This is a genomic window from Atopomonas hussainii (assembly GCF_900109735.1).
Taxonomy (GTDB): domain Bacteria; phylum Pseudomonadota; class Gammaproteobacteria; order Pseudomonadales; family Pseudomonadaceae; genus Atopomonas; species Atopomonas hussainii.
In genome coordinates, this window is record NZ_FOAS01000001.1 from 292,768 (window position 1) to 316,850 (window position 24,083).

General features: G+C 59.8%; 20 protein-coding genes and 1 pseudogene. 14 read left to right on the forward strand and 7 right to left on the reverse strand.

Annotated elements, in window-relative coordinates; genetic code table 11:
- Positions 1–66 precede the first annotated feature (66 nt).
- Complete coding sequence (locus tag BMX80_RS01395) at positions 67–558, reverse strand: copper chaperone PCu(A)C (RefSeq protein ID WP_074864314.1); 492 nt, start codon at positions 556–558, stop codon at positions 67–69.
- Between the two features lie 133 nt (positions 559–691).
- On the opposite strand from BMX80_RS01395, the gene BMX80_RS01400 reads away from it, so the two are divergent.
- The 8 genes and pseudogenes from BMX80_RS01400 to BMX80_RS17785 all read left to right on the forward strand — a co-directional run.
- Entirely contained in the window at positions 692–1,591 is a 900-nt protein-coding gene (locus BMX80_RS01400) for a response regulator (RefSeq protein ID WP_071871500.1), read from the forward strand.
- Positions 1,592–1,724: 133 nt separating this feature from the next.
- Positions 1,725–2,615, forward strand: a complete 891-nt coding sequence (locus BMX80_RS01405; protein WP_074864421.1) for a peptidoglycan DD-metalloendopeptidase family protein — start codon at positions 1,725–1,727, stop codon at positions 2,613–2,615.
- Between the two features lie 94 nt (positions 2,616–2,709).
- A complete protein-coding gene (locus tag BMX80_RS01410; protein WP_074864316.1) occupies positions 2,710–4,602 on the forward strand; it encodes a PhoX family protein in 1,893 nt (630 codons plus the stop codon).
- A gap of 111 nt (positions 4,603–4,713) precedes the next feature.
- On the forward strand, positions 4,714–5,577 hold the full coding sequence (locus BMX80_RS01415) for a transporter substrate-binding domain-containing protein (protein WP_074864318.1): 864 nt from the start codon (positions 4,714–4,716) through the stop codon (positions 5,575–5,577).
- Positions 5,574–7,514, forward strand: coding sequence for a sensor histidine kinase (locus BMX80_RS01420; RefSeq protein ID WP_074864319.1), 1,941 nt, complete (start codon positions 5,574–5,576; stop codon positions 7,512–7,514). Before BMX80_RS01415 ends, BMX80_RS01420 begins: the two co-directional genes overlap by 4 nt.
- 264 nt (positions 7,515–7,778) lie before the next feature.
- Positions 7,779–9,473, forward strand: coding sequence for a molecular chaperone HscC (locus BMX80_RS01425; protein WP_074864423.1), 1,695 nt, complete (start codon positions 7,779–7,781; stop codon positions 9,471–9,473).
- Between the two features lie 2 nt (positions 9,474–9,475).
- On the forward strand, positions 9,476–11,236 hold the full coding sequence (locus BMX80_RS01430; protein ID WP_074864321.1) for a J domain-containing protein: 1,761 nt from the start codon (positions 9,476–9,478) through the stop codon (positions 11,234–11,236).
- Between the two features lie 150 nt (positions 11,237–11,386).
- Positions 11,387–11,596, forward strand: a pseudogene (locus BMX80_RS17785) (alanine--glyoxylate aminotransferase family protein); the annotation flags it as partial.
- 52 nt (positions 11,597–11,648) lie between these two features.
- Here BMX80_RS17785 and BMX80_RS01435 read toward each other — a convergent pair.
- On the reverse strand, positions 11,649–12,881 hold the full coding sequence (locus tag BMX80_RS01435; RefSeq protein WP_074864323.1) for a TIGR03862 family flavoprotein: 1,233 nt from the start codon (positions 12,879–12,881) through the stop codon (positions 11,649–11,651).
- Between the two features lie 229 nt (positions 12,882–13,110).
- On the opposite strand from BMX80_RS01435, the gene BMX80_RS01440 reads away from it, so the two are divergent.
- Positions 13,111–13,950 carry a metal-dependent hydrolase gene (locus tag BMX80_RS01440; RefSeq protein ID WP_074864325.1) on the forward strand — a complete coding sequence of 280 codons (840 nt, stop codon included), beginning with the start codon at positions 13,111–13,113 and terminating at the stop codon, positions 13,948–13,950.
- On the opposite strand, the gene BMX80_RS01445 is transcribed toward BMX80_RS01440, so the two are convergent.
- Positions 13,951–14,658, reverse strand: coding sequence for a TetR family transcriptional regulator (locus tag BMX80_RS01445; protein ID WP_074864327.1), 708 nt, complete (start codon positions 14,656–14,658; stop codon positions 13,951–13,953).
- A 110-nt stretch (positions 14,659–14,768) separates the two neighbouring features.
- Between BMX80_RS01445 and BMX80_RS01450 the strand changes: the two genes are divergently transcribed.
- Together BMX80_RS01450 and BMX80_RS01455 are read left to right on the forward strand one after the other, a co-directional pair.
- Positions 14,769–16,310: a flavin-containing monooxygenase gene (locus BMX80_RS01450; RefSeq protein ID WP_074864329.1), complete on the forward strand. Its 1,542-nt coding sequence runs from the start codon at positions 14,769–14,771 to the stop codon at positions 16,308–16,310.
- On the forward strand, positions 16,307–17,197 hold the full coding sequence (locus BMX80_RS01455; RefSeq protein ID WP_074864331.1) for an SDR family NAD(P)-dependent oxidoreductase: 891 nt from the start codon (positions 16,307–16,309) through the stop codon (positions 17,195–17,197). Before BMX80_RS01450 ends, BMX80_RS01455 begins: the two co-directional genes overlap by 4 nt.
- A 64-nt stretch (positions 17,198–17,261) precedes the next feature.
- Here the strand turns inward: BMX80_RS01455 and ppk1 are convergent, their stop codons facing one another.
- The gene (gene ppk1 / locus BMX80_RS01460) at positions 17,262–19,418 is read right to left on the reverse strand and encodes a polyphosphate kinase 1 (protein ID WP_074864333.1); all 2,157 of its coding nucleotides are present in this window, start codon (positions 19,416–19,418) and stop codon (positions 17,262–17,264) included.
- Between the two features lie 57 nt (positions 19,419–19,475).
- Positions 19,476–20,486 carry a porphobilinogen synthase gene (hemB, locus tag BMX80_RS01465; protein ID WP_074864335.1) on the reverse strand — a complete coding sequence of 337 codons (1,011 nt, stop codon included), beginning with the start codon at positions 20,484–20,486 and terminating at the stop codon, positions 19,476–19,478.
- A gap of 228 nt (positions 20,487–20,714) precedes the next feature.
- Here hemB and BMX80_RS01470 point away from each other — a divergent pair, with 228 nt between their 5' ends.
- Positions 20,715–22,064, forward strand: a complete 1,350-nt coding sequence (locus BMX80_RS01470) for a GGDEF domain-containing protein (protein ID WP_074864337.1) — start codon at positions 20,715–20,717, stop codon at positions 22,062–22,064.
- Between the two features lie 16 nt (positions 22,065–22,080).
- Here the strand turns inward: BMX80_RS01470 and BMX80_RS01475 are convergent, their stop codons facing one another.
- Both BMX80_RS01475 and BMX80_RS01480 read right to left on the reverse strand, forming a co-directional pair.
- Complete coding sequence (locus BMX80_RS01475; protein WP_074864338.1) at positions 22,081–22,476, reverse strand: ACT domain-containing protein; 396 nt, start codon at positions 22,474–22,476, stop codon at positions 22,081–22,083.
- A complete protein-coding gene (locus BMX80_RS01480; RefSeq protein WP_074864339.1) occupies positions 22,473–23,105 on the reverse strand; it encodes a YceH family protein in 633 nt (210 codons plus the stop codon). The genes BMX80_RS01475 and BMX80_RS01480 overlap by 4 nt, the downstream gene beginning before the upstream one ends.
- Positions 23,106–23,196: 91 nt before the next feature.
- Between BMX80_RS01480 and BMX80_RS01485 the strand changes: the two genes are divergently transcribed.
- On the forward strand, positions 23,197–23,733 hold the full coding sequence (locus BMX80_RS01485) for a DUF3299 domain-containing protein (RefSeq protein WP_139213992.1): 537 nt from the start codon (positions 23,197–23,199) through the stop codon (positions 23,731–23,733).
- Positions 23,730–24,053, forward strand: coding sequence for a DUF3301 domain-containing protein (locus BMX80_RS01490; protein ID WP_074864343.1), 324 nt, complete (start codon positions 23,730–23,732; stop codon positions 24,051–24,053). Before BMX80_RS01485 ends, BMX80_RS01490 begins: the two co-directional genes overlap by 4 nt.
- The last annotated feature ends 30 nt before the right edge of the window (positions 24,054–24,083 follow it).

The following is a 24,083-nucleotide window of genomic DNA, read 5'->3' on the forward strand; positions in this document are numbered from 1 at the left end:
CTTGGCAGGGGGAAATAAGCTACCCACATTAACCAAGGCGCCCAACAAGGACAAGCCGCGTGCGCCTTAGTGGCCTTGGTGTGCGTCGTGCGCGGCGGCAGGTTGTGCGGCGCTGGCGGGCTGCTCAACCTTGATCTCGACCTGCACTTCGCCGGCTTTCTCAAAAATCAGCGTCAGGGCAAAGCTATCGCCTTCGGCCAGCGGTGCGGTTAAGCCCATCAGCATCAGGTGATCAGCGCCGGGTTTCAGGGTGGCGGTGCCGTGCGCGGGGATATCCACAGCATCGACTTGGCGCATTTGCATCAAGCCGTTTTCGTGTACGTGGGTATGAATTTCCGTGACGGCGGCGCGCTCGGTGCGCGCGCCTAATAAGCGGTCCGCTTCGCCACCGTGGTTCATGATGGTCAGATAAGCGCCGCCATTGGGGGCCACGGGTGGCAGCGGGCGCGCCCACGGGTGATCAATATGCAGAGCGCCGGCTTGGTATTCATGGCTGAGTGTCCAAGGGCTGGCGCTGAGCAGGGTGGCGGCGGCAAACAAGGCGAGCAAACGGCGCATGGCGTCTCCGAAAAAGATTAAAGCGCACAGCCTAGCATGCCGATAGGGGCTGCTTACTGTGGCAGGTTGTCACATTGGCCGCGTGCCTTTGGCAGTTAGCGACTATGCTTGAGGTAAGTTTTTGGGAGTCCCTATGAGCAAAGTAACGGTGCTGGTGGTCGATGACGCCGCGTTTATTCGTGATCTGGTGAAAAAGGGGCTGCGTTCGCATTTTCCCGGCGTGCAGATCGAAGAGGCGATCAACGGCCGTAAGGCGCAGCAAATTCTCGCGCGGGTGCCGATTGACTTGGTGCTGTGCGATTGGGAAATGCCGGAAATGAGCGGTCTAGAGCTGTTGACTTGGGTGCGCAGCGAGCAAAAAACCGCCAAGGTGCCGTTTGTTATGGTCACCAGCCGTGGCGATAAAGAAAACGTCGTGCAGGCCATTCAGGCGGGCGTTTCCGACTACATCGGCAAGCCCTTCTCTAACGATCAACTGGTCACCAAAGTTAAGAAAGCCTTGGCCAAAGCCGGCAAGTTGCAGTTATTAGCGCAGCAGGCGGCAAAACCGGCCAGCACAGGTTTTGGTGGCGACTCGCTGAGCGCCTTAACCGGTGGCAAGGCGGAAGTCGTGGCACCCAGCAAGCCAGCCGCCAGCGCGCCGCCTGCCGCTGCCCCGGCAACGCCTGCGGCGAAACCTGCCAAGCCGGCCCCAGCAGGGCGTGGGCAAGGCACGTTGCGCCTGCCCAACAGCAGCTGCGAATGCGTGATCAAAGCCCTGAGCCTTAAAGAAGCACAGCTGGTGGTGAAAGTGCAGGAGCCGTTACCGCAGGTGCTGGAGTCCGCCGTGCTCGACCTGCAACAGGGCGAAGACAACGAAGTGGCGCGCTTAAATGGCTATCTGCACAGTGTCGCGGCGATGGAAAACAGCCCGGCCAGCGAGTGGCTGCTGGTGCTGTTTCGCTTTGTTGATAAAGACCCGCAGAAGCTCGATTACCTGTCACGGCTGATCGCTCGTGGCTCGGTACAGAAGCATTACTCCCCCGGTGCTTAAGGCACGCTCGGCAGGGTTAATCAGGTGCGCTGTTTCACAGCCCAAAGCCACGGCCCTCGCGGTGTGCGCCCTGCCCTGCTAGTCTTTTTAATCCCTGTTCTTAATGTGTTCCACGGCCATGCTGCGTTTATTGATGTTTGCTGTTGGCGCCAGTGCCTTGCTCGTGATGTCGGCCCCCGTGATGGCGCTGACGGTGTACAAGTACGTCGATAAAAACGGCGTGGTGACCTACAGCGACCAAGCGGCGCCCGGCGCGGAAGTGTTTCAGTTTCGTGATCGCATGGTCGAGCGCATCGAAAGCCAAGTAAAACTCAGCAGCAAAAAGCACGAAGCCGGCGAAACCCTGATCGTCGATAACCAACTGCATGCGCCGGTACAAATCGAGCTGAGCCTGTCGGGCTTAAGCAACGTCAGCGGCGCGCCGGATCAACCGTTGACCTGGGTGCTGCCGCCGCGCAGCAAAATCCGCCTGCTCACCTTGGCCCCGCGTGATGTCAGCAAGCCGATGCGCTACAAGTCGCGGTTAAAAACCGCCTTGGGTGACCCGCGCCTGCTGCCGAAAAACTACGCCTACCCACTGCCTTGGCGTGGCGGGCCGTTTCGCTTAACCCAAGGCGCCAACGGCAAATACAGCCACTTCACCCGCAAAGGCCGCTACGCCATGGATATCGCCATGCCGGTGGGCACGCCGATTGTCGCCGCCCGCGCTGGGGTGGTGGTAAAAACCGAAAACCAGCAGAGCGGCCGGGGTAATAACCCGTCGGGTAATTTCGTCCGCGTGCTGCATGAAGACGGCACCATGAGCGTGTACCTGCACCTGATGCGTGGCTCGGTGAAGGTGCTGGAAGGCGAACGGGTCAAGGTTGGCCAGCTGCTCGCGCGCTCCGGTAACACCGGTAACAGCACCGGGCCGCACCTGCACTTTGTGGTGCAGCGCAACGTTGGCCTGGCCGTCGAGTCGATTCCCTTCGACTTCAGCCAACCGGTTAACAGCCTGCCCAATTTCGCTGTGGGTGGTGATTAGCCAGTCATCATTTGGACATCTTTTGGTTATGTCGTCGTCATAACCGCGCAGCACCCTGCGGCAAGACCTTGGCCCAAGACCGAAGGATTGCCCGATGAGCCGTTTTGACCTGCAAGACCAACGTAACCACCCCCGTAACTCAACCCCGGCGCTGACCGCGCTGATCGACCGCGCCTTGAGCCGCCGCCGTTTTCTCGGCGTGGGCGCGACGGCCGGTGCTGCGAGTTTTCTCACCTTAAACCCGCTAAGCCACGCAGTGGCCGCTGCGGCTAACAGCCCGTTGCTGGGCTTTAACGCGATTAGCGCCTCTGGCGAAGACACCCTGCGCCTGCCGCAAGGCTACCGTTGGGAGGTGCTCGTATCGTGGGGCGACCCGCTGTTTGCCGATGCCCCGGCGTTTAGCGAAAGCGAGCGCAGCGAGGCGGCGCAGAGCCGTCAGTTTGGCGACAACAATGACGGCATGAGCTTCTTCCCGCTGGCTGCCGACCGCGCCCTGCTGGCGATCAATAACGAGTACACCAATCAGGAATACCTGCTGCCCGCCGGCAAAGTGACCAGCCTTGCGGATGTGCGTGCCGACCAAGCGGCGCACGGTGTGTCGATCATCGAAATCGCTCTTAAAGACGGCCGCTGGCAGCGCGTGCTGGATAGCCGCTACACCCGCCGCATCACCGCCAATACGCCGATGCAGCTGAGTGGCCCTGCCGCCGGCCATGCTCTGCTGCAAACCCAAGCCGACCCCAGCGGTCGCGCCGTGCTCGGCACCTTTAACAACTGTGCCAACGGAGAAACTCCGTGGGGCACCTACTTAACCTGCGAAGAAAACTTCAACGGCTACTTCGGCAGCCAAGACCCGGCGCTGGCGCTTAGCGCCGCGCAGAAGCGTTATGGCATTGCCGCCGTGGATGCCGGGTTTGGCTGGCATGCCTTCGATGCGCGGTTCGACTTGGCTAAAGAGCCCAACGAAGCCAACCGCCACGGCTGGGTAGTAGAGATCGACCCGCGCGATCCGCAGTCGGTGCCGAAAAAACGCACCGCGCTGGGCCGCTTCAAGCACGAAAACGCCGCCTTGCACATCAACAGCGATGGCCGTGTGGTGGTCTATTTGGGCGATGACGAACGTGGCGAACACCTCTACAAGTTCGTCTCGGCGCAGCGCTTCGATAAGAGCAACCCGCAAGCCAACCGCGACTTGCTGGATGACGGCACCTTGTACGTGGCGCAGTTCAGCGCCAAAGACGGCGAGATTCGTGGCGAAGGCCGCTGGCTGCCGTTGGTGCACGGGCACAACGGCCTGACCGCGGCAAACGGTTTTGCCGATCAGGCCAGCGTGCTGATTCACGCCCGCTTAGCCGCAACGGTAGTGGGCGCCACCACCATGGATCGCCCCGAGTGGGTGGCCGTGCACCCCAGTGGTCAGCAGGCCTTCTGTACCCTCACCAACAACAAAAACCGTGGCACTGAAGGCCAGCCCGTGGGCGGGCCAAACCCGCGCGCGGCCAATCACTACGGGCAGATCCTGCGCTGGGCGCCGGCTGGCGGCGATCATGCCAGTGAGACGTTCAGCTGGGACTTGTTCCTTATGGCCGGTAACCCCAGCGTGCACCCCGGCACAGCTTACGCAGGCACGGCGAATATCGACGCCGACAATATGTTCAACAGCCCGGATGGCATCGGCTTCGACGCTGACGGGCGGCTGTGGATTCAAACCGACGGCGATTACTCCAACCAAGGCGACTTCGCTGGCATGGGCAATAACCAAATGCTCTGCGCCGACCCCAACAGCGGCGAAGTGCGGCGTTTCTTGACTGGGCCGATCGCCTGCGAGATCACCGGGCTAACCTTTAGCCCCGATCACACCGCCATGTTCGTCGGCATTCAGCACCCCGGCGAGGAAAAAGCCCCGTCGCACTTCCCGCATGGCGGCATGCCACGCTCTAGCGTGGTGGTTATCACCCGTGAGGATGGCGGCATCATCGGCGGGTAACGTGCGCCGCTGTGCTGCCGCTAAGCCGTCGGCACTGCGGCGGCATAGCGCCTATAGTTAACCCACCAGTCGCCCTCGTGGCTGGTGGGTTAATTGTTTAAGGAGTGCTCTATGTCGGCCTTATTGCGCGGTGCTGCGGTGTTGTTTGCCAGTGTCTGGCTGTGTGCCGGTGCCGTGCAGGCGCAAGAGGTACGCTTTGCCCCCGAGGCCGATTACGGCCCGTTTATCTTCCAGCAGGACGATGGTCAGATAGCCGGCCTGTCGTTGGATTTTCTGCAAGAAATCAGCCGCCATGCGGGCCTTACGCTGAATATTCTGCCGGCTAAACCTTTGGCCGAGATTCTTGCAGATGTCGCGCAAGGCCAGGTCGATGTGGTCAGCTCGTTGCGCCCAACCACCGAGCGGGCCAAATACTTGGGGTTCACTAAACCCTATGTGCAGATTCCAGCCGTTGTGGTGGACCGCAGTGATAGCGCACAACGCCTGAGTTTGGCCGCCTTGAGCGGGGCCAAAGTTGCCGTGGGCAAAGGCTATGCGGTGGAAGCCTTTGTGCGGCAGTCGTATCCGCAGATCAACTGGCAGGCGGTTCCCTCAGACGGCGTGGCGTTGCAGCAGCTCTTAGCGGGCGAGGTCGACGCCGCGGTGGCCGACATTGCCAGCGTCAGTTTTATCGTTAAACAAGAGGCGCTAGAGGGCCTGCAACTCGGTGCCGCGGTGGGCTTTGATTACCCGCTGAGCATGGCCTATCGCAAAGATGACGAGGCCCTTGGCCAAGCGCTAGAGGCGGGGCTAGCGGCGATTGAACAGCCGCAACGCTTAGAGATTATCAACCGTTGGATGCCCAGTGATGCGCTGGCGCGGCAAGAACACCCCGGCCTAACCCCGCAAACCGTCGGCCTGTTTGGCTTACTGCTGGCGGCCTTCTTGGCGGCATGGGCGTTGTGGCGGCGTCAGCGTCGGTTGCCAACGGCATGACGGCCAATCACCTGCTGCGCTTACCTCTTAAGCAGGCGGCGCCGTTGGCCGCTTGTGGTTACTGCTTGTTCGGCATGCTGGGGATTTTTCTCTCGCAGCAGCCGGGCGCCGTGGCTGCCGTGTGGTATGCCAATGCCTTTGCCGTGGCCATGCTATTGGCCGCGCCACGCGCCGACTGGCTGGTGTTGCTGGTGGCTATCGCGCTGGGTAATGCGGCGGCTAATTGGTTCAGTGGCGATACGTTGCTGCATTCGGTGCAGTTCGTGCCGGGCAATCTGTTGGAAATCAGCGTAACGGCGTGGTTACTGCGGCGCATCGGCATCTTGGCCGAGCTGGCGCACAGCCCGTTAGCCCTGTTGCAGCTGCTGGCTTTGGCCGGCGCGCTGACACCTATGTTTGGCGCCGCGCTCGGCGCTGCGGTGCTAAAACTGACTGTGCCCGTGCCTTATGCCGAGCTGTGGCTGAGTTGGTATCAAGGCGATGTGCTGGGCATGATCACCCTGCTGCCTTTGTTGCTGGCTTTGCGCCACGAACCGCTGCAAAACCTTCGCCGCTTCGGCTGGCCAGAAAGCCTCAGCTTGCTGGTGCTGTGTCAGGCCGTGACCTTGTTGGCGCTGACCCAACTGCCCTTCCCGTTTGCCTTGGTCATGCTGCCGCTGCTGTTGTGCGCCATGCTTGCGCCAGTGCTGCTCACCGGGCTGGCGGTGTGGCTTACGGGGCTAACCATCAATGTCATGCTGGCGCTGGGGCACTTCATTCCGCCGCCGATCACCGCGCACTGGCAAAGCCTGTGGACTTACGTGCCGATCGTCCTCACTGTACTGGCCCCCCTGCTGTTGGCCAGCGCGCTAGAGCAAAGCCGCCAACGGCAGCGCGAACTCAGCCACCAAGGGCGCTTGCTGGAAGAAGCTGGCAGCCTCGCCAGCCTCGGTGCTTGGGAGCAGCATTGGCCCAGCGGCAAAGTGTATTGGTCGGCCCAGCTGGCGCATATTCTCGGCCAGTCGCAGCCGCGCACGTGGGAAAGCCTCATGCCGCACTTCAGCCCGGCAAGCCGGCAATTACTGCTGCGTGCCCTGCAAAAAGCCAGCGTCAGTGGCGCCCCCTGGGAGCTAGAGCTGGACTACGCGCCCAACGAGCAAGTCCAAGCCGTGCGGGTGCTGCAACTGCTCGGACGGGTAGAGTCGCACAGCACCGGGCAGCAACGCTGGTGGGGTGTGGTGCGCGATATCACCGCGCAAAAAGAACTCGACCAGCTCAAGAGCCAGTTTGTCGCCACCGTTAGCCATGAACTGCGCACCCCGCTAACCGCCATGCGCGGCGCGCTGGATTTGCTAAGCCACACCCAAGCCGAGCACCTGCCGGAAGCCGGCAGAAACCTGCTCGACATTGCCGCCCGCAACACCAAACGCCTCGGGGAGCTGGTCAACCTAATCCTCGATCTAGAAAAACTCCGCGCCGGCCGTTTGGAGGTACATGCAAAACCGTTGGATATGGTCGCCGCCGTGCGTGAAAGCTTGGTCACCCTAGAGCCCTACGCTGCTAAGTATCAGGTGCGTTTTGTTTTCCAGCCGCCAGCGCAAACCCTCTACGCGCTGGGCGACGAGCTGCGCGTGCAGCAGGTGCTCAGCAACCTGCTATCCAACGCCGCGAAGTTTGCCGACACCGGCTCGCAAGTGCTGCTTAGCCTCAACCGCGATAGCGAAGGTGTGCGCTTATCCGTCACTAATCAAGGGCCGCCGATTGAAGAGGCATTTCGCGCGCATATCTTCCAACCGTTCCGCCAAGCCGACGGCAGCGACCGCCGCCAGCGCGAAGGCACAGGCCTTGGCTTAAGCATCAGCCGCGCCTTGGTAGAGGCCATGAAAGGCGAAATAGGTTTCACCAGCGATGCCGAACAGGGCACGTGTTTTTGGTTCCGCTTGTTGGCGGCGGAGTAGGCTATCTAAAGTGCCATCGCGGAGAAGCGATATAAACGCGCCTTTTTAGCGCTGCTGGTTTGCTAAAAAGATGCCTCAACCTTTGTCGGTTGCCAATAAATTCGTTCTTCGTGGTTGCCCCCGAGCACCTTATTTAGATTGCCCATAATCTCTAGGCTGTAACGCGATTACTCCTTTACCCGGGCGCTTAGCTGGGTTCAAATCGTCAGCTTTGTGCTGGCTGTGCGGCTGGCGATTCTTCTCATCAAGGGAGTGATGTTCGACATGATCGTGGGTATAGATCTTGGCACTACTAATAGCCTCGTCGCGGTATGGCGTGAGGATGCAGCGCAGCTGGTGCCTAATGCTCTCGGCCACTTTCTAACCCCCAGCGTGGTGGGGTTGGATGACGATGGACAAGTGTTGGTTGGCCAAGTTGCGAGAGAGCGCTTGCAAACTCATCCGCAGCTCACCGCAGCGTTGTTCAAGCGTTATATGGGTAGCGCCCACGATGTGCGTTTAGGGGCTCGGCGCTTTCGTCCAGAAGAGCTTTCTGCGCTGGTGTTGAAAAGTCTTAAGGCGGATGTTGAGCGAGCTTTTGGCGAGCCAGTGACGGAGGCAGTCATTAGTGTGCCTGCCTACTTTAGCGATGCCCAACGCAAGGCCACTCGCATTGCCGGAGAGCTTGCTGGGCTGAAGGTTGAGAAGCTGATCAATGAGCCGACTGCAGCGGCATTGGCTTACGGCGTACATCAAAAAAATGAAACCACCTTCTTAGTGTTTGATTTGGGCGGTGGCACCTTTGATGTTTCCATTCTTGAACTATTCGAGGGCGTTATGGAGGTGCGTGCTAGCGCCGGCGATAACTTCCTTGGTGGCGAAGACTTTGATGATGCGTTGGTGGCGCATTTTGTGGCTGCGCAGAGTAGTGCGGGTCACCTGCTGGATCTACACCAGCATGGTTTTAACCAGCGCTTACGGCGCGAAGCTCAGCGTGTGCGTCATGCCTTAGGTCAGCAAGAGCGAGAAATATTTCGGGTGCTACAAGGCGAGCGCGAGCTGTGCCTAGAGATTGATCAAAATAGCCTGCATGAAGTGGTTTCCCCGTTATTGAGTAGACTGCGCGCGCCAATTGATCGTGCCCTGCGTGACGCCCGCATACGAGTTAGTGACCTAGATGAGGTGATTTTGGTTGGCGGTAGTACCCGCATGCCGTTAGTGCGTAAGCTGGTTGCCAGTTTATTTGGGCGTTTCCCTTCGCTGAATCTGAACCCAGATGAGGTGGTCGCCCAGGGTGCAGCAATTCAGGCGGCGTTAAAAGCGCGGGCGGCGGCACTGGAAGAGGTGGTGCTCACGGATGTTTGCCCGTATAGCCTGGGCGTGGAAACGTCAGTGCAGTTCGGCCAACAAACCGAAGCTGGGCATTATTTTCCGATTATTGAACGCAATACGGTGGTGCCGGTAAGCAAGGTGAGGGAGCTGCAAACCCTGCATGACAATCAGCAACAGGTGCTGTTGAAGATTTATCAGGGTGAGAGCCGCTTGGTGAAAGACAATATCTACCTTGGCGAATTGAGCATTGCTGTGCCTCCGCGTAAGGCCGGTGAAGTCACCTTGGATGTGCGCTTTACCTATGACAATAGTGGTCTTTTGGATGTGCAGGTCAGCATCCCTATGACCGGTGAAACTCGTAATCTGATCATAGAGAATAACGCTGGCGTGTTGAGTCCAGCAGAGATTGCTCAGCGCTTGAGCGAGCTAGAGAGCTTAAAAGTGCACCCCCGAGATCAGCAGGTTAATAGCTTGCTACTGGCCCGCATTGAGCGCTTGTATCAAGAGCATTTGGGTGAACTTCGGCAATGCTTCGGACAGATGGCACAGGACTTCCATCAGGTTTTGAATAGCCAAGATGAGCGGCAGATTCGCGAGCTGCGCAAATCCATCGAACGCCATTTGAGCGAATTGGATGTGGGGATTTAAGCATGTCCGGTAATTGCTGGGAGGTGCTCGAGCTTGCCGCTGATAGCGATGAGCGCAGTGTTAAAAGGCGTTATGCCCAATTGCTCAAACGGCATCGTCCGGAGGAGTCACCGAGCGCATTTCAAGCTTTACGCGAGGCCTATGAGCAGGCGTTACTGGCTATTCGCTGGCGTCAGGACTACGAACAAGATAGTAGCTCTGAAGAACAGAGCGAAGCAGGATTTGCTCCGCTGGAGCTTAACGCCAATACAGCCGAAATTAAGCCGAAAGAAAGCATGGCACCGGCTTGCTTGGAGGTTGTAACGCCGCATGAGCAAGAGCGTAGTCTAGAGCCCGAGGTGGTGGCGATGCTGGCTGAAGCCACGCCTGCATCGTTAGATGCTTGTTTGGCTCAAGCGGAAGCCGAGGGTTACCGCCTACTGTTTGAGCAACATTTATTAACGTTGTGCTTGAGTGGCCGCGAAGATGCCTTGGCGATGACGGAGTGGGCTTTGCGCCGACTCCATTGGCTGACCCCATGGCAGATACTGCAAATATCAGAGGCTACTGGCAATTACTTGCTGGAGCGTTGGCTGCACGGGTGCTTGCAGACTGTTCAGAACACTTTGGCGCAAAACCCATCCACTGCAGCTAAGTTGCTCGTGGAGGCGGCGCAGAGCCCATGGTTGAGTGCTTTTGATCAGCAAAACTGGTTTCAGCAGCACTTGGTGCACTGGTTGCTGGATGAGCAGAGCTGGACCCCAACCTTTTTTGAACAGCTGGCTAATGGTTTGGGCTGGCATATCGCAGGCCAAGAGCCGCCATGCCCTGCTTGGCAATGGCAGCAGTTACTCCAGCGTTGTGATGAGTTTGAGTTGTTGCGCCGATTGCGTGGCCATATTAATGATTTTTGGCCCTGCTCAGCCGAGGCGCGTGCTGCTTGGTTGTTGCTCAAGCCTTTGGCTCCTAGCGAGTGCCGAGTGTTGGTAGAGCATTTTGACGATAACGACTGGAAAGCCTGTTCGCATTTGAGCGACCTGCTGGAGTACCGCTATCAGGGTGTGCTTGAGCAATTAAGTGAAAAGGGCTTGCGTGATTGGCGTGAGTGGCAGCCTGGCCCGGGCTGGGGCAATCTGGACGGCATGGTTTGGCTGTTGTTTTTTCTGGTTCATCTGGCCGTTGAGCTGAGCGGATTAGGCGTGTTTTCGGCTCAAACAGGATGGTCTGCGCTGATCGACGCAATTTGGGTGGCTTCCATAGGCTTTTTGTTATCTAGGTTGTTGTATCGTGGCTGGAGGTTTTTCGCGCGAAAACTTACTGAAATGGATGTGAGGCTAAGCAATGCTCTATTGCCACAAGTATTAAACCGGCAGGGCGCGGGTATATTGCTCTTGCGTCACGGAGTTTCTGCTGCAGGGCTTGGACTGCTGAGTGCAGGTATGAGTCGGCTATCTTTGCCGTATTCGTTGCTTCTGAGCGGGGTAGTGTTTTGCACAGGGTTGGCGTTTGTGCATTACAGCGTTCGCTTGCCAGCGATGCTAATTGATCGGTGGTTGGCTGATTTAGTGCAGAGTTGGAAAGCGCATAAAGAAGCTTTATGGGTGTGCTTTACGCTTTTGCTGATCTACTGGGGGATGAGTTTAATCAAAGTAAAGCCAGAGGACGTTGATCCAGCCAGCAGCACAGCGCATTGCGAGCAATATGCGAGCAATATGGTCGTTAGAAATGGATGTATTAAGCTTGAGCAGATGAAAGCAGCTAAACGTTCGGTAGGTGATAACTAGAGAGCCTCACACGGGGTTTTGGATTGGCTGCTGAGCGTAAATCTCACTGCAAATACCGCTGCTCCAACTGCTGCCAAAGAGGTTCGCACTTGAGCTGATCAAGCGCCGCTTGCTGGCTGAGAATAGCTACAAGAGTGTCGCTGCCCCCTCGGCGTGGTGGTCAGCTACACCCAAGACCCCGCGATCAAAAATACCAGCAAGTTTGCCGCCATCGGCCTGTAAGTGGCCGGCGGCGAACCGCGGCAATACGACGAAGGCGCAGACTTCTTTACCTTCCGCATCGGCCTGTTCGGCCTCGACAAACTGCACAACGTCAGCCGCACCATGGCTAGCCTCGAAGAGGCGTTAAAGCAGTTGTAAAGGCTGCGGGAGGCGGTGCCTCCTGTTTGCTGGGCATGGCCGCATGCTTCAATTAGCGCTGTAAATAGCGCAAAACCCCATTCCCCGCTCTCACCCCACTGGCAAAACACGCGGTGAGCAGATAGCCGCCGGTGGGTGCTTCCCAGTCGAGCATTTCACCGGCACAGAAGGTGCCGGGTAGCGCCTGCAGCATCAAGTCATCGCTCAGCGCCGCGCGTTGCACGCCGCCGGCGGTGCTGATCGCTTCGTCGAGAGGGCGTAGGCCCGTGAGGGTCAGCGGCAGGTGTTTTAGCAGAGCCGCTAAGGTGGCTGGGTCTTGGCGTTGCTCGGCGCTGCTCAGCTCGTGCAGTAGGGCGACTTTGGCGGCATCCAGCTTTAGCTGAGCGCGTAAAAACTTACCCAAGCTTTGTTTACCGCGCGGTTTGCTCAGGCGCTGTTGGATGTCGGCCTGGGTGCGCTGTGGCAGCAGGTCGAGGCCAATGGTGACCTGGCCGTCGCGGTTAATGGTTTCGCGCAGCAGGCGCGAAATGGCGTAGATCAGGCTGCCTTCGATGCCGTGTTCGGTGAGTACGCACTCGCCTTGCAGGCTGTGCGGCTGGCCGTGTTCATCGCGGTAATGCACTGCCAGCGGCTTTAACTGCGCACCGCCGAATTGGCTGCGCAGGTGCTCACTCCACACGCAGGTAAAACCGCTATTAGCTGCCTGTAACGGGCTCAGCGCTACGCCGCGCGAGGCGAGCAGGCTTTGCCACTGGCCATCGGAACCCAACCGCGCCCAACTGGCGCCGCCTAAGGCCAGCACGCAGGCGCTGGGCTGAATGCTCAGCTCGGTGTCACCTTGGGCAATGCGCAAGCTGCCGTCGGCATGCCAACCCAGCCAGCGGCTGCGCGGGTGCAGTTGCACGCCTTGTTGGCGCAGCCGCGACAGCCAGCTGCGCAGCAGCGGCGCGGCTTTCATGTCGGTGGGGAACACCCGCCCAGAGCTGCCGACAAACGTCTCGATACCCTGCGCGTGAATCCACTCGCGCAGTTGGCTGGGGCTGAAGTCAGCCAGCCAATCGGCCACCCAGTCTTGCGCGGGCGCATAGCGGCCAATAAACGCCGGCAGCGCTTCGCTGTGGGTGATGTTCATGCCGCCGATGCCCGCCAAGAGGAACTTGCGCCCCACCGAGGGCATGGCGTCGTAAACCGCCACCGGCACGCCGGCGCGGCTGATGATATCGGCGGCCATCAAGCCGGCGGGGCCGGCGCCAATCACGGCAACGGTGTGCGAGGGGTTAGGCATAAGCAATCACAGCAATGAAGTGCCGACTATTGTCGGCAGCCAAGCGGGCTTAGGCAAATCGGCCATGCCCTGTGACGCTTCGGTCACCGTGCGACTGACCCCGCCATTGGTTGGTGGTGAGGGTGGCAACCCTGATCAATAGTGCCAACGCTGCTGTTCACGGAGGAACGCGGCGCCCTGTTCAATCACGCGTGGCGATAACACTAATAAACCACGCCAGGAGCCCAAGATGACCTCAGCAAGTGCCAAAGTGACCGCCCACTTCCCCGTGCGGCGGATGGATTTCAGCTTTACCGACACCGACAAATATTGGTGGAACGGCAACCCCTTCATGACCCACTTCATGAACAACCTGTCGTCGCTGTTCCCCTATGGCGAGAAGTTCTTTGTCGATAGCGTGCGTGCCGTGCGCGAGCAAATTACCGATGCTCAGCTGCAAAAAGACATCAGCGCGTTTATCGGTCAGGAGGCCATGCACTCTAAGGAGCACGCCACCTATAACGAGTATGCCCAGGCGCATAACATCGACCTGCATACCTTAGAGCTGCGCATCAAATACCTGATGGAATTCGTCACCCGCTTTAGCACCAAGAAGATGAACCTCGCGGTGACCTGCGCGCTGGAACACTTCACTGCCACCATGGCCGAGCAGCTGCTCAAGCGCGAAGACATCAGCCTGCAGATGCAAGACCCGCGCATGTACCGCCTGTGGTTGTGGCACGCGATTGAAGAGAACGAACACAAGTCGGTGGCCTACGATGCCTATCAGGCGATTGGCGGCGGCTACTTCACCCGGGTGCTGTCGATGGCGGTCACCAGCCTGACCTTTATTGGCGTGATCGCGTGGTTCCAGCTCGGTTTGCTGCGCCGTGATGGTCAGCTGACTAACTGGCGCAGCTGGCGCTATGGCTTGACCACCCTGTTCGGTCGCCACGGTTATGTGCGTGGCTTGCTCAAGCCGTATCTGGAGTACTACAAGCCGGGCTTCCACCCCGCCCAGCAAGACACCCGCGACCTAGAAAACCACTGGCGGCGCCGTTTGGGCTTTAGCCTGCCCAGCGCCGCCTGATTACAAGCGCAGCTGGCCGAGGCGCTGCAACACCGCAGCGCCGCTGGCCAGCATGAGGATATGCTCCTCGGCTTGCTGGCGTAGCTCGTGCTGGCGGGCCGGGGTGCTCAGGTAATCGAGCGCCATCTGGAATAGATGATGGGTGATCTGCTCGGAAATCACCGCCAGTTGGCTGTCGCTGATACCGGTAGGCATCAGCTTGAGGTCGCGGATGTCCTCACGCATATCGGCGGCAAAGCCGTTCATCACTTCACTGAGCGCTTGGCGCAAGGCCGGTGAGGCGCCGTAACGCTCACGAATGCCGACGATAAACGCCTCGGGCTGCTGATCGACAAAATCGAAAAACAGCTGCACGGTTTCATGCACCACGCGACGACTGCGGATCAGGTTGATGCCGAACAAACGCGGCACGCTGAGCTTGTTATCGCCCTTGGCGCGCGCGGCGGCTTGCTGGCGCAAAGCGCGCAACGGGCCGCGTAGCTGAGTGCCGATATCGCGAATCAAGGTCAGGCCCAGATCGTCGATGTCGCTGAAGTGGCGATAGAAGGTGTTTGGGTTCAACCCCGCCTCGCGGGCCAGCTCGCGCAGGCCCAAGCTGCTTAGGCTGCGACTGTCGCAACACAGACGCAGCGCGGCTTGCAGCAGTTGCCGTTTACCCGGCGCGAACTCGCTGGCGGGGCTTTCTAAAGACGTATCACTGCTGGGCATATCCCGACCTTGGATGGGGGTTGTCAGACAATCGCTTGACGCAAAGTATACAAGTGTCTACCTTCAGTGCACAGCTGTAGACCACATAACCACAATCAGGAGTCTGCAACATGAATGCGCCCGCGTCAGCCCCAGTGCAGCATTGCCAAGTGGCCATTATTGGCACTGGATTCTCCGGCCTCGGCATGGCTATCCGTTTGCGTCAGCAAGGCCTCGATGATTTTCTTCTGTTCGACAAAGAACAGGGCGTCGGCGGTACTTGGCGCGTTAACCATTACCCCGGCTGCGCGTGCGATGTGCAGTCGCACTTGTATTCCTTCTCGTTTGAGCCTAACCCGCAGTGGACGCGCATGTTCGCCCCGCAGCAGGAGATCAAAGCCTACTTAGAGCGCTGTTGGCACAAGTACGCGCTGGCCGAACAAACCCAGCTGGGCTGCGAGATTCGTACCTTGCATTGGCAAGAAGCACAGCAGCACTGGCTGCTCACCGCCGCCGATGGTCGGCAGTTCAGCGCCCGCTATGTGGTGTCGGGGATGGGCGCGCTGTCGATTCCGTCGATCCCCGAGCTGCCGGGGCTGGCCAGCTTTAAAGGCGAGCGCTTTCACTCGCAAGACTGGAACCATGACTACGAGCTGCGCGGCAAGCGCGTGGCAGTGATTGGCACCGGCGCCTCGGCGATTCAATTCGTGCCGCAGATTCAGCGTGAGGTAGCCCAGTTGGATCTGTACCAGCGCACCCCGCCGTGGATCATGCCCAAGCCCGACCGGGATATTTCCGCCGCCGAGCAACGTCGTTTCGCCCGCTGGCCGTGGCTGCAAAAACTCTGGCGCGGCGGGTTGTACAGCCTGCTGGAAAGCCGCGTGTTGGGCTTTGCCGTCACCCCCAAGGCGATGAAGCTGGTCGAGTGGGTCGCGCGCCTACACCTGCGCAAACAAGTCAAAGACCCCGCCCTGCGCGCCAAGTTAACGCCCAGCTACACCATCGGCTGCAAACGCATTCTGCTGTCTAACGATTACTACCCGGCGCTGGAGCAAGCCAACGTGAGCGTGCTGGATAACGGCATCGGCGAAATTCGCCCACACAGCATTGTCGATAGCCAAGGCGTGGAGCGAGCGGTCGATGCGATCATCTTCGGCACCGGCTTTACTCCCAACGACCCGATTCCGCGCGGCTGCGTGTTTGGCCGTGACGGCATCGACTTGGTCGATACTTGGCCGCAAGGCCCCGAAGCCTACAAAGGCACCATGACGCAGGGCTTCCCCAACCTATTCTTCCTCATGGGGCCCAACACCGGGCTGGGGCATAACTCGATGGTGTACATGATCGAGTCGCAAATTCACTACGTGCTCAGCGCCATGCAGCTGCTCCAGCGCAACGGGCTGGATAGCCTCGAACCTAAGGCCGAAGCCCAGCAAGCCTTCAACCTGCGCCTGCAAAACCAGCTTGGCCCCACCGTGTGGAACAGCGGCGGTTGCAACAGTTGGTACTTGCACCCGGTGAGCGGGCGCAACTGCACGGTGTGGCCGGGCTTTACTTGGCGCTTCCGCCAGATTACCCGTCACTTCGACCCGGCGGCCTATCACTTTGACCGCGTGCAGCACCCGCTGCGCCAAGCACAACCCCAGCCCGAGGCAGAAGGAGCCAACGCATGAAGCACCTGCACAATAAAGTCGCCGCCATTACCGGCGCCGGTTCCGGCATTGGCCGCGCCTTGGCCTGTGCCTTAGCTGGGCGCGGCTGCCATCTGGCGTTGGCCGATATCAACGCGCAAGGGCTGGCAGACACAGTACAACTGGCTAACCGCTACGGCGTGCGCATCACCCAGCACGTGGTGGATGTTAGCGATGCCGAGGCGGTAAAGGCCTGGGCCGATGCCGCTGCCGCCGAGCACGGGCAGATCAACTTGGTGTTTAACAACGCTGGGGTTGCACAGTCCGGCACGGTGGAAGGCAACAGCCTGGACGATTACCAGTGGCTGATGGGCATCAACTTTTGGGGTGTGGTGTACGGCACTAAGGCCTTCTTGCCGCACTTAAAAGCCAGTGGAGCTGGCCATGTGGTGAACATTTCCAGCATCTTCGGCCTGTTCGCCCAACCGACCATGAGCGCCTACAACGCCAGCAAGTTTGCCGTGCGCGGCTTTACCGAGTCGCTGCGCCAAGAGTTGGATTTAAGCGCGGCCAACGTTAGCGCCACCTGCGTGCACCCCGGCGGCATTCGCACCAATATCGCCAACAGCGCGCGGATGAACGACAGCGTGCGCAGCGTGGCCGGCAAGAGCGCCGCCGAGGCCAGCGCCGAGTTCGGCAAATTGCTGCGGACCTCGCCGGAAAAAGCCGCGCAGGTCATCATTCGTGCTGTGGAGAAAAACCGCCGTCGGGTGCTGATTGGCATCGACGCCAAGGCCACCGATCTCATGCAGCGTTTAATGCCCAGCGCCTATCAGGCGTTATTGGTGTGGCTGAGCGGCAAAATGCGCGCCCAAGCGCTTAAGCAGCAAGGCGCGGCAACGGCCCACGCTAAGGCGGAAACACCGTAAGCCAGAAGCACAACGTCCCGTATACACGCGGTATCGGGGCGTTGTGAGCAGGGCAGCAAGGCGCTTATTTAGTCGCCGCTAAGCGCTCCAGCAGGGTGGCCTGCGCATTGCGCGGTGTTTGGTTGCCGCTGGGGTTTTGCCGCACATAACTGCCATCACTTTGCAGCAGCCAAGCTTGGGTGTTGTCGGTTAAGAACACATCCAGCTCTTTCTTCACCCGCTGGGTCAGGCGCTTGCCCTCCACCGGGAAGCAGGTCTCGACGCGCTTATCCAGATTGCGCTCCATCCAATCGGCGCTGGACATAAACGCCAGTTCTTCGCCGCCGTGATTCAAGAAGTAATACACCCGGCTGTGCTCTAAGAAGCGGCCGATGATCGAGCGCACCTGAATATTGTGTGACACCCCGGGGATACCCGGACGCAGGCAGCACATGCCGCGCACGATGAGGTCGATCTTCACCCCGGCCTGACTGGCCTTGTACAGCGCGCGAATGATTTTCTCGTCGGTTAAACCGTTGACCTTGGCGATGATGTGCGCCGGTTTGCCGGCTTGCGCATTGGTGGTTTCGCGTTGGATCAGGTCGAGCATGCCCTTCTTCAGAGTGAACGGCGCGTGCAGCAGCTTTTTCATCCGCAGGGTTTTACCCATGCCGATCAGCTGGGCAAACAGCTTGGCGACGTCTTCACACAGCGCCTCGTCGGAGGTCAGCAGGCTGTAGTCGGTGTACAAGCGCGCATTACCGGCGTGGTAGTTGCCGGTGCCCAAATGCGCGTAGCGCACCAGCTCGCCGTTTTCGCGGCGCAGAATCAGCAGCATCTTGGCGTGGGTTTTGTAGCCCACCACGCCGTAGGTGACTACCGCGCCCGCTTGTTGCAGACGGCTGGCCAGTTGCAGGTTGGACTCTTCATCAAAGCGCGCGCGTAGCTCGATCACCACGGTGACTTCTTTACCGGCGCGCGCGGCCTCGACCAGCGCATCGACCATCTCGGAGTTAGCGCCGGTGCGGTACAAGGTTTGCCGAATAGCCAACACGTGCGGGTCTTTGGCGGCGCGGCGCAAGAAGTCCACCACCGGGGTGAACGACTCATACGGGTGCAGCAAGAGGATGTCTTGCTTGGCCACCACGCGGAACAGGTCTTCGTTATCCACCAGCGCCTTGGGCAGCGACTGGCCCAGCGGCGGGTGCTGCAGCTCCGGGCGGCTGGGCAAGCTGGTGATGCCGAACAGCCGGGTTAAGTTCACCGGGCCGTTGACTTCGTACAGCTCGGCCTCAGACAAACCAAACTGGCGCAGCAGGTAATCGGTTAAGTGTTTCGGGCAGTTATCGGCCACTTCCAAACGCACGGCATCGCCGTAGCGGCGCGACAGTAACTCGCCGCGCAGGGCACGGGCCAGGTCTTCGACGTCTTCGGTATCCACCGACAAGTCGGCGTTACGGGTGAGGCGGAACTGATAAAAGCCCTTCACCTTCATGCCAGAGAACAAGTCATCGGCGTGGGCGTGAATCATCGAAGAGAGGAACACGAAGTTATCGCCCGGCCCGGCAATCTCATCGGGCATGCGGATCACCCGTGGTAGCGAACGCGGCGCAGGAATAATCGCCAAGCCGGAATCGCGGCCAAAGGCGTCGACGCCTTCCAGCTCGACGATAAAGTTCAGGCTCTTGTTCACCAACAGCGGGAAGGGGTGCGTGGGGTCGAGGCCAATCGGCACGATCAGAGGCACGATTTCCTCGCGGAAGAAACGCCGCACCCACTGCTTTTGCTTGGTGTTCCACTCGTGGCGGCGAATAAAACGCACGCCGTGCTCAGCCAGTTGCGGCAACAGCAGGTCATTCAGCGCCGCGTATTGGCGGGCCACTTGCTCGTGCACCAGCTCGCTGATCTGCGCCAACACTTGCGGCGGCAGCAGGCCATCGGGGCCGGCTTGTTCGCGGGCGAAGTTGATTTGTTTCTTTAAGCCGGCGACGCGAATCTCGAAAAACTCATCGAGGTTGCTGGAGAAAATCAGCAAAAACTTCAGCCGCTCCAGCAGCGGGTAGCGCTCGTCGAAGGCTTGTTCCAGCACGCGGATATTGAACTGCAGCTGCGACAATTCGCGGTGAATATACAAGCTCGGGTCGTTCAGATCCGGCGGCGTGGGGGCAACCACGGCGGGGGCTTCGCTGGTCATTTCGAGGGCGGCTTCCACAAGGGTTTCGGGGGCGCCTGGCAGTGTCATACGTTTCTTCCTTGCGTCGCCAAGGCGATGACGCGGCATCCCGCCACGCCAAGGCTGTTAGCTGCGCTGTAACATCCGTGCGGCATCGGCCGCGAAATACGTGAGAATGCCATCGGCCCCGGCGCGCTTGAACGCCAGCAGCGACTCTAAAATCACTGCCTCGCTCAACCAGCCGTTCTGGATGGCGGCCATGTGCATGGCGTACTCACCACTGACTTGATAGACAAACGTCGGCGCCTTGAGGTCATCTTTGACCCGACGAACGATGTCCAGATAGGGCATGCCGGGCTTGACCATCACCATGTCGGCGCCTTCGGCCAAATCCATCGCCACTTCGTGCAGGGCCTCGTCGCTGTTGGCGGGGTCCATCTGGTAGGTGTTCTTGTTGCCTTTGCCGAGGTTACCGGCCGAGCCCACCGCATCGCGGAACGGCCCGTAGTAAGCGCTGGCGTACTTGGCCGAGTAGGCCATGATGCGCGTATTCACATGCCCAGCGGCTTCCAGCGCCTCACGAATGGCACCGATGCGGCCATCCATCATGTCTGATGGGGCTACCACGTCGGCACCGGCTTCGGCGTGCGACAGCGCTTGTTTCACCAAGGCAGCGGTGGTGATGTCATTCAGTACATAACCGCTGTCATCGATGATGCCGTCTTGGCCGTGGGTAGTGAACGGGTCGAGCGCCACGTCGGTGATCACCCCCAGCTCCGGGAAGCGCGCTTTCAGCGCACGGGTGGCGCGCTGGGCAATGCCATCGGCGCTCCACGCCTCACAGGCGTCGAGGGATTTCTTTTCCAGCGGCGTAACCGGGAATAGGGCTAGTGCGGGAATGCCCAGCGCCACCCATTCTTCAGCCGCCGCCAGCAGCAGGTCGATCGACAAGCGCTCCACGCCCGGCATCGAGGCCACGGCTTCGCGCTGGTTGCTGCCGTCGAGCACAAACACCGGCAGGATCAGGTCATCGACCGTCAGCTGGTTTTCACGCATCAAACGGCGCGAAAACGCATCACGACGCATGCGGCGTAAACGGGTCTGCGGAAACTGACGGGCAACAGGGCTGAACGACACAGGCAACTCCAGACTCTGCCAGGCAGAGGCAATATGACAAATCTAGTCGGTCATTATGACCGAATCATGACGGCGGTGGCTGATTTGGGTCAGGCCTAGTGCGCTCGCGCAACCGCCTAGAGCAGCCACCTAGGACAACCGCGACACACGCTATGCGGCCATACGGCTCGCAACGGCGCGAAAAACAGCTTTACTGAATAAACGCCCTGTCACACTTGTGGTGCTTGTGTGTCGATTCAACGCTTGCTCATTAGCCTTTCTGCGCTGGCCTCTGTGCTGCTGGCGCTTGCGCTTATTGGCGTGTTTGGCCTGTTGGACGCCTACGACAAACTGGACCAACAGCGCCGCGACTATCAACGCGCGCACGCTTTAACGCACCAGCTACAGGAAAGTTCCGACGACCTCACCCGCTATGCGCGTACTGCGGTGATCACCTTAAAGCCGGTCTACCACCGTTTATTCAATGACCTGCTGGCACTGCGTAGCGGTACAACGCCATCGCTCAATTGGCAGCAAGACTTACAACAAGATTGGCTCAGCTCAACTCATTGGGATGGCCCGCATAGCAGCATTGCCGACTTCGAACAGCAGCTGCATGAACTGCCCTTTACCGAGCAAGAGCGCACACTGCTGGCACTGGCTGAGCGCCGTTCGATAGCCCTGACGGAGCGCGAGCAACTGGCCATCCACGCCGCGCACGGGCGCTTTCTCGACAGTTACGGCAAGTTCACTCGCGAAGGCCCGGCAGAGCCACGCATGGCCACCAAACTGCTGTACGACAAAACTTATCTAGACGCCAAGCGCGGCATTATGCAGCCCATTGAGCAAGCGTTTGCGCTGTTAGAGGCACGTCAAGTTAAAGCCCTGCAACGCGCCGAGGATCAGCGCTTGCTGTTCAGTGTTTGGCTGATCGTGGTGTTGCTGGCTGGCGTTGCCACCGCTACTGCATTCCATCTGCTGATCTCACGGCGCATTGTGCGCCCGCTCCTGGGCATGGTGGCGCGCACTGAGCAGTTTACTCTTGGGCAAGGCAATAACCGCCTCACGGTGCGCTATGACGATGAGTTCGGCGCGCTCGCCAAAGCCTTCAATACCCTTATGCAGCGAGTGGAAAACAACTTGTCGCTGCTGGAGGTGTCGGCCAACACCGACCCGTTAACTGGGCTGGATAACCGCCGTCAGTTTGAGCACGACTTACTCAGCGAATGCCTGCGCATGCAGCGCTCGCAGCAGCCAATCAGCCTGATTATGGTGGATGTGGATAACTTCAAGGCCTACAACGACCGTTATGGCCACCCTGCCGGTGATGTGTGTTTGCAGCAGCTAGCGCAGGCCCATAACCTATTGCAGCGCGTGCGCGACCTTGCTTTGCCGCACCGCGACAACGTGGTGCCGATTGTCACCATCAGCCTAGGCGTGTGCAGTCTGAGCACTTGGCAGGTGGATATGCCGCACGTCTTGCTGCAACGTGCCGATGAGCTGCTCTATCAAGCCAAACATGCCGGGCGTAACCAAATCTGTACTAGCGATCAATGCCACCCCGCCAATATGACCTTAATGCCGAAAGCGCCGAACTAGCGCTCTGGCCCGCACGCTACCGGGCCAAGGCCTGCAACACGGCCATCGCTTGCTCGGCGCGCGCCGCCGGCAACAAAATATGGTCGTGATAAAAGCCCGCCAGCAGGTTAGCGCTAATGCCCTGCTCGGCCAGTGCCGTGGCCACCGCCGCGGTTAAACCGACGGCCTCTAGGCTGGAATGCACGGTAAGGCTGATGCAGGCAAACACTGCGTGGTAGATCAGCTGGTGCTGGTCGGCGACGGTTTGCGGCACCACTAAGGTCATGCCTTCGTCTTCGCGCACCATGGCCAGCGGCTGGTACTCGGCGAAGTCGCCGTACTGGCCGCCTAACGCCACGTATACATACTGCTGAGCATGCAGCTGCGGCTTAAGACTGGCCAGCAAGCGGGCGAGATCGCGCTCGCCGCTCATTGCGCGGCTTCCAGCGCAGCGAGGCGTTCTTCCAGCTCGGCGATGCGCGCTTCGAGCTGGCTCAGGCGGTCGTCGGCCACTGCCGCGGCGGCGCTGGCGCTGCTTTGCGCGGCTTGTTCGACGGCTTCTGGGCCACAGGTCAGGTGCATGTAGCGGTCTTCACGCTGGCCACTTTGGCGCGGCAACACGCAGACCAGTTCGCGGCTGATCAGGCGTTCTAGGTGATGCTGCACTTCTTGGGTGTTGTCAAAGCTGTGCAGGCGATTGCTACGCGTGAGCAGTTCGCCCAAGGTTTGCGCGCCGCGCAGTTGCAGCAGCGCCAGCAGCACCAGCTGGGCGTGGACCAGCTCAAGGGCTTTGTCCATGCGTTGCTCCCAGCGGTCGGCGCGGCTGCCCATCACCAGTTTGACCATGCCGCGGTTTTCTAGCTCGCGCAGGGCATGGGCAATTTCGCCGGGCTGTAGGTTCATCACCGGCTCGCGGCTGGTCTTTTGGTTGCAGGCCAGCTGCACGGCGTTCAAGGTCAGCGGGTAGCTTTCCGGCGTGGTCGCCTGTTTTTCCACCAAGCAGCCCAGCACGCGTGCCTCGATGGCGGTCAGCGGGGTTTCATTCAGGTTTACAGCGCTCATAGGATGACTTCCGGCAAATTGATCGCTTGAACTTTACCGCACAATCACCGACAAACAGACCTCACGCTTTTGGAGAGCGCCCTTGAAATCACTGCGCCACCTCACCACCGTGTTGCTAATCGCCGCCAGCAGCTGGCTGTATGCCGAGCCGCGCGAGCTGGATTGGCTAGAACTGATGCCCGCAGCCGATCGGATTGCGCTGGAAAACATGCCCGATATCGACCACGGCGTGAGCCCCGAACGCCCCGGCGATTTTTCTGCCCCCGGCGGCATGAAACAAGCGCCCGGCCTGCCAGCGGTTATGTATTCCGCCAATACTGTGGCGGCGCTGGACAAGCAGCAGATTCGCCTCGCCGGTTACCCCGTGCCACTGGATAGCGACGGCCAAGGCCTAAGCCGCGAATTCTTTCTGGTGCCCTACGCCGGGGCGTGTATTCATGTACCGCCGCCACCGCCGAACCAGATCATTCTGGTCAGCTTTGCCGAGGGCTTGTTGATTGAAGACCTGTACATCCCCATCGAAGTCAGCGGCGAGTTGCGCATCGAAAGCGTGAGCGACCCACTGGCCGACGCCGCGTACGTGATGCAGGCTTCTAGCGTGCAATTGCTAACCGAAGAACAACCATGAATTTAAGCCTTGGCCATGTGGCGGCTTTCCTCCTGCTCGGCTGTGGCGTGGCGTGGTGGATGCGCGCCAGCAGCCTGCGCCAAGCCGCATTACTGGCCGCGCGGCGCCGTTGCGAGCGCTTAGATGTGCAACTGCTCGACCAAACCATCGCCTTAAACCAGCTGCGCGTGAGGCGTGGCGATAATGGCCGCTGGTATATCCAACGCATTTACCGCTTTGAATTCAGCGCCGATGGCAGCGACCGCTACCCTGGCACCGTAGAGCTGCGCGGCGCCCGCCAAGGCACGATTACCATGGCGCCGCACCGCATGCCCGAGTAGCCCGGCGCGCACCAAAGCAGGCCATAGGCC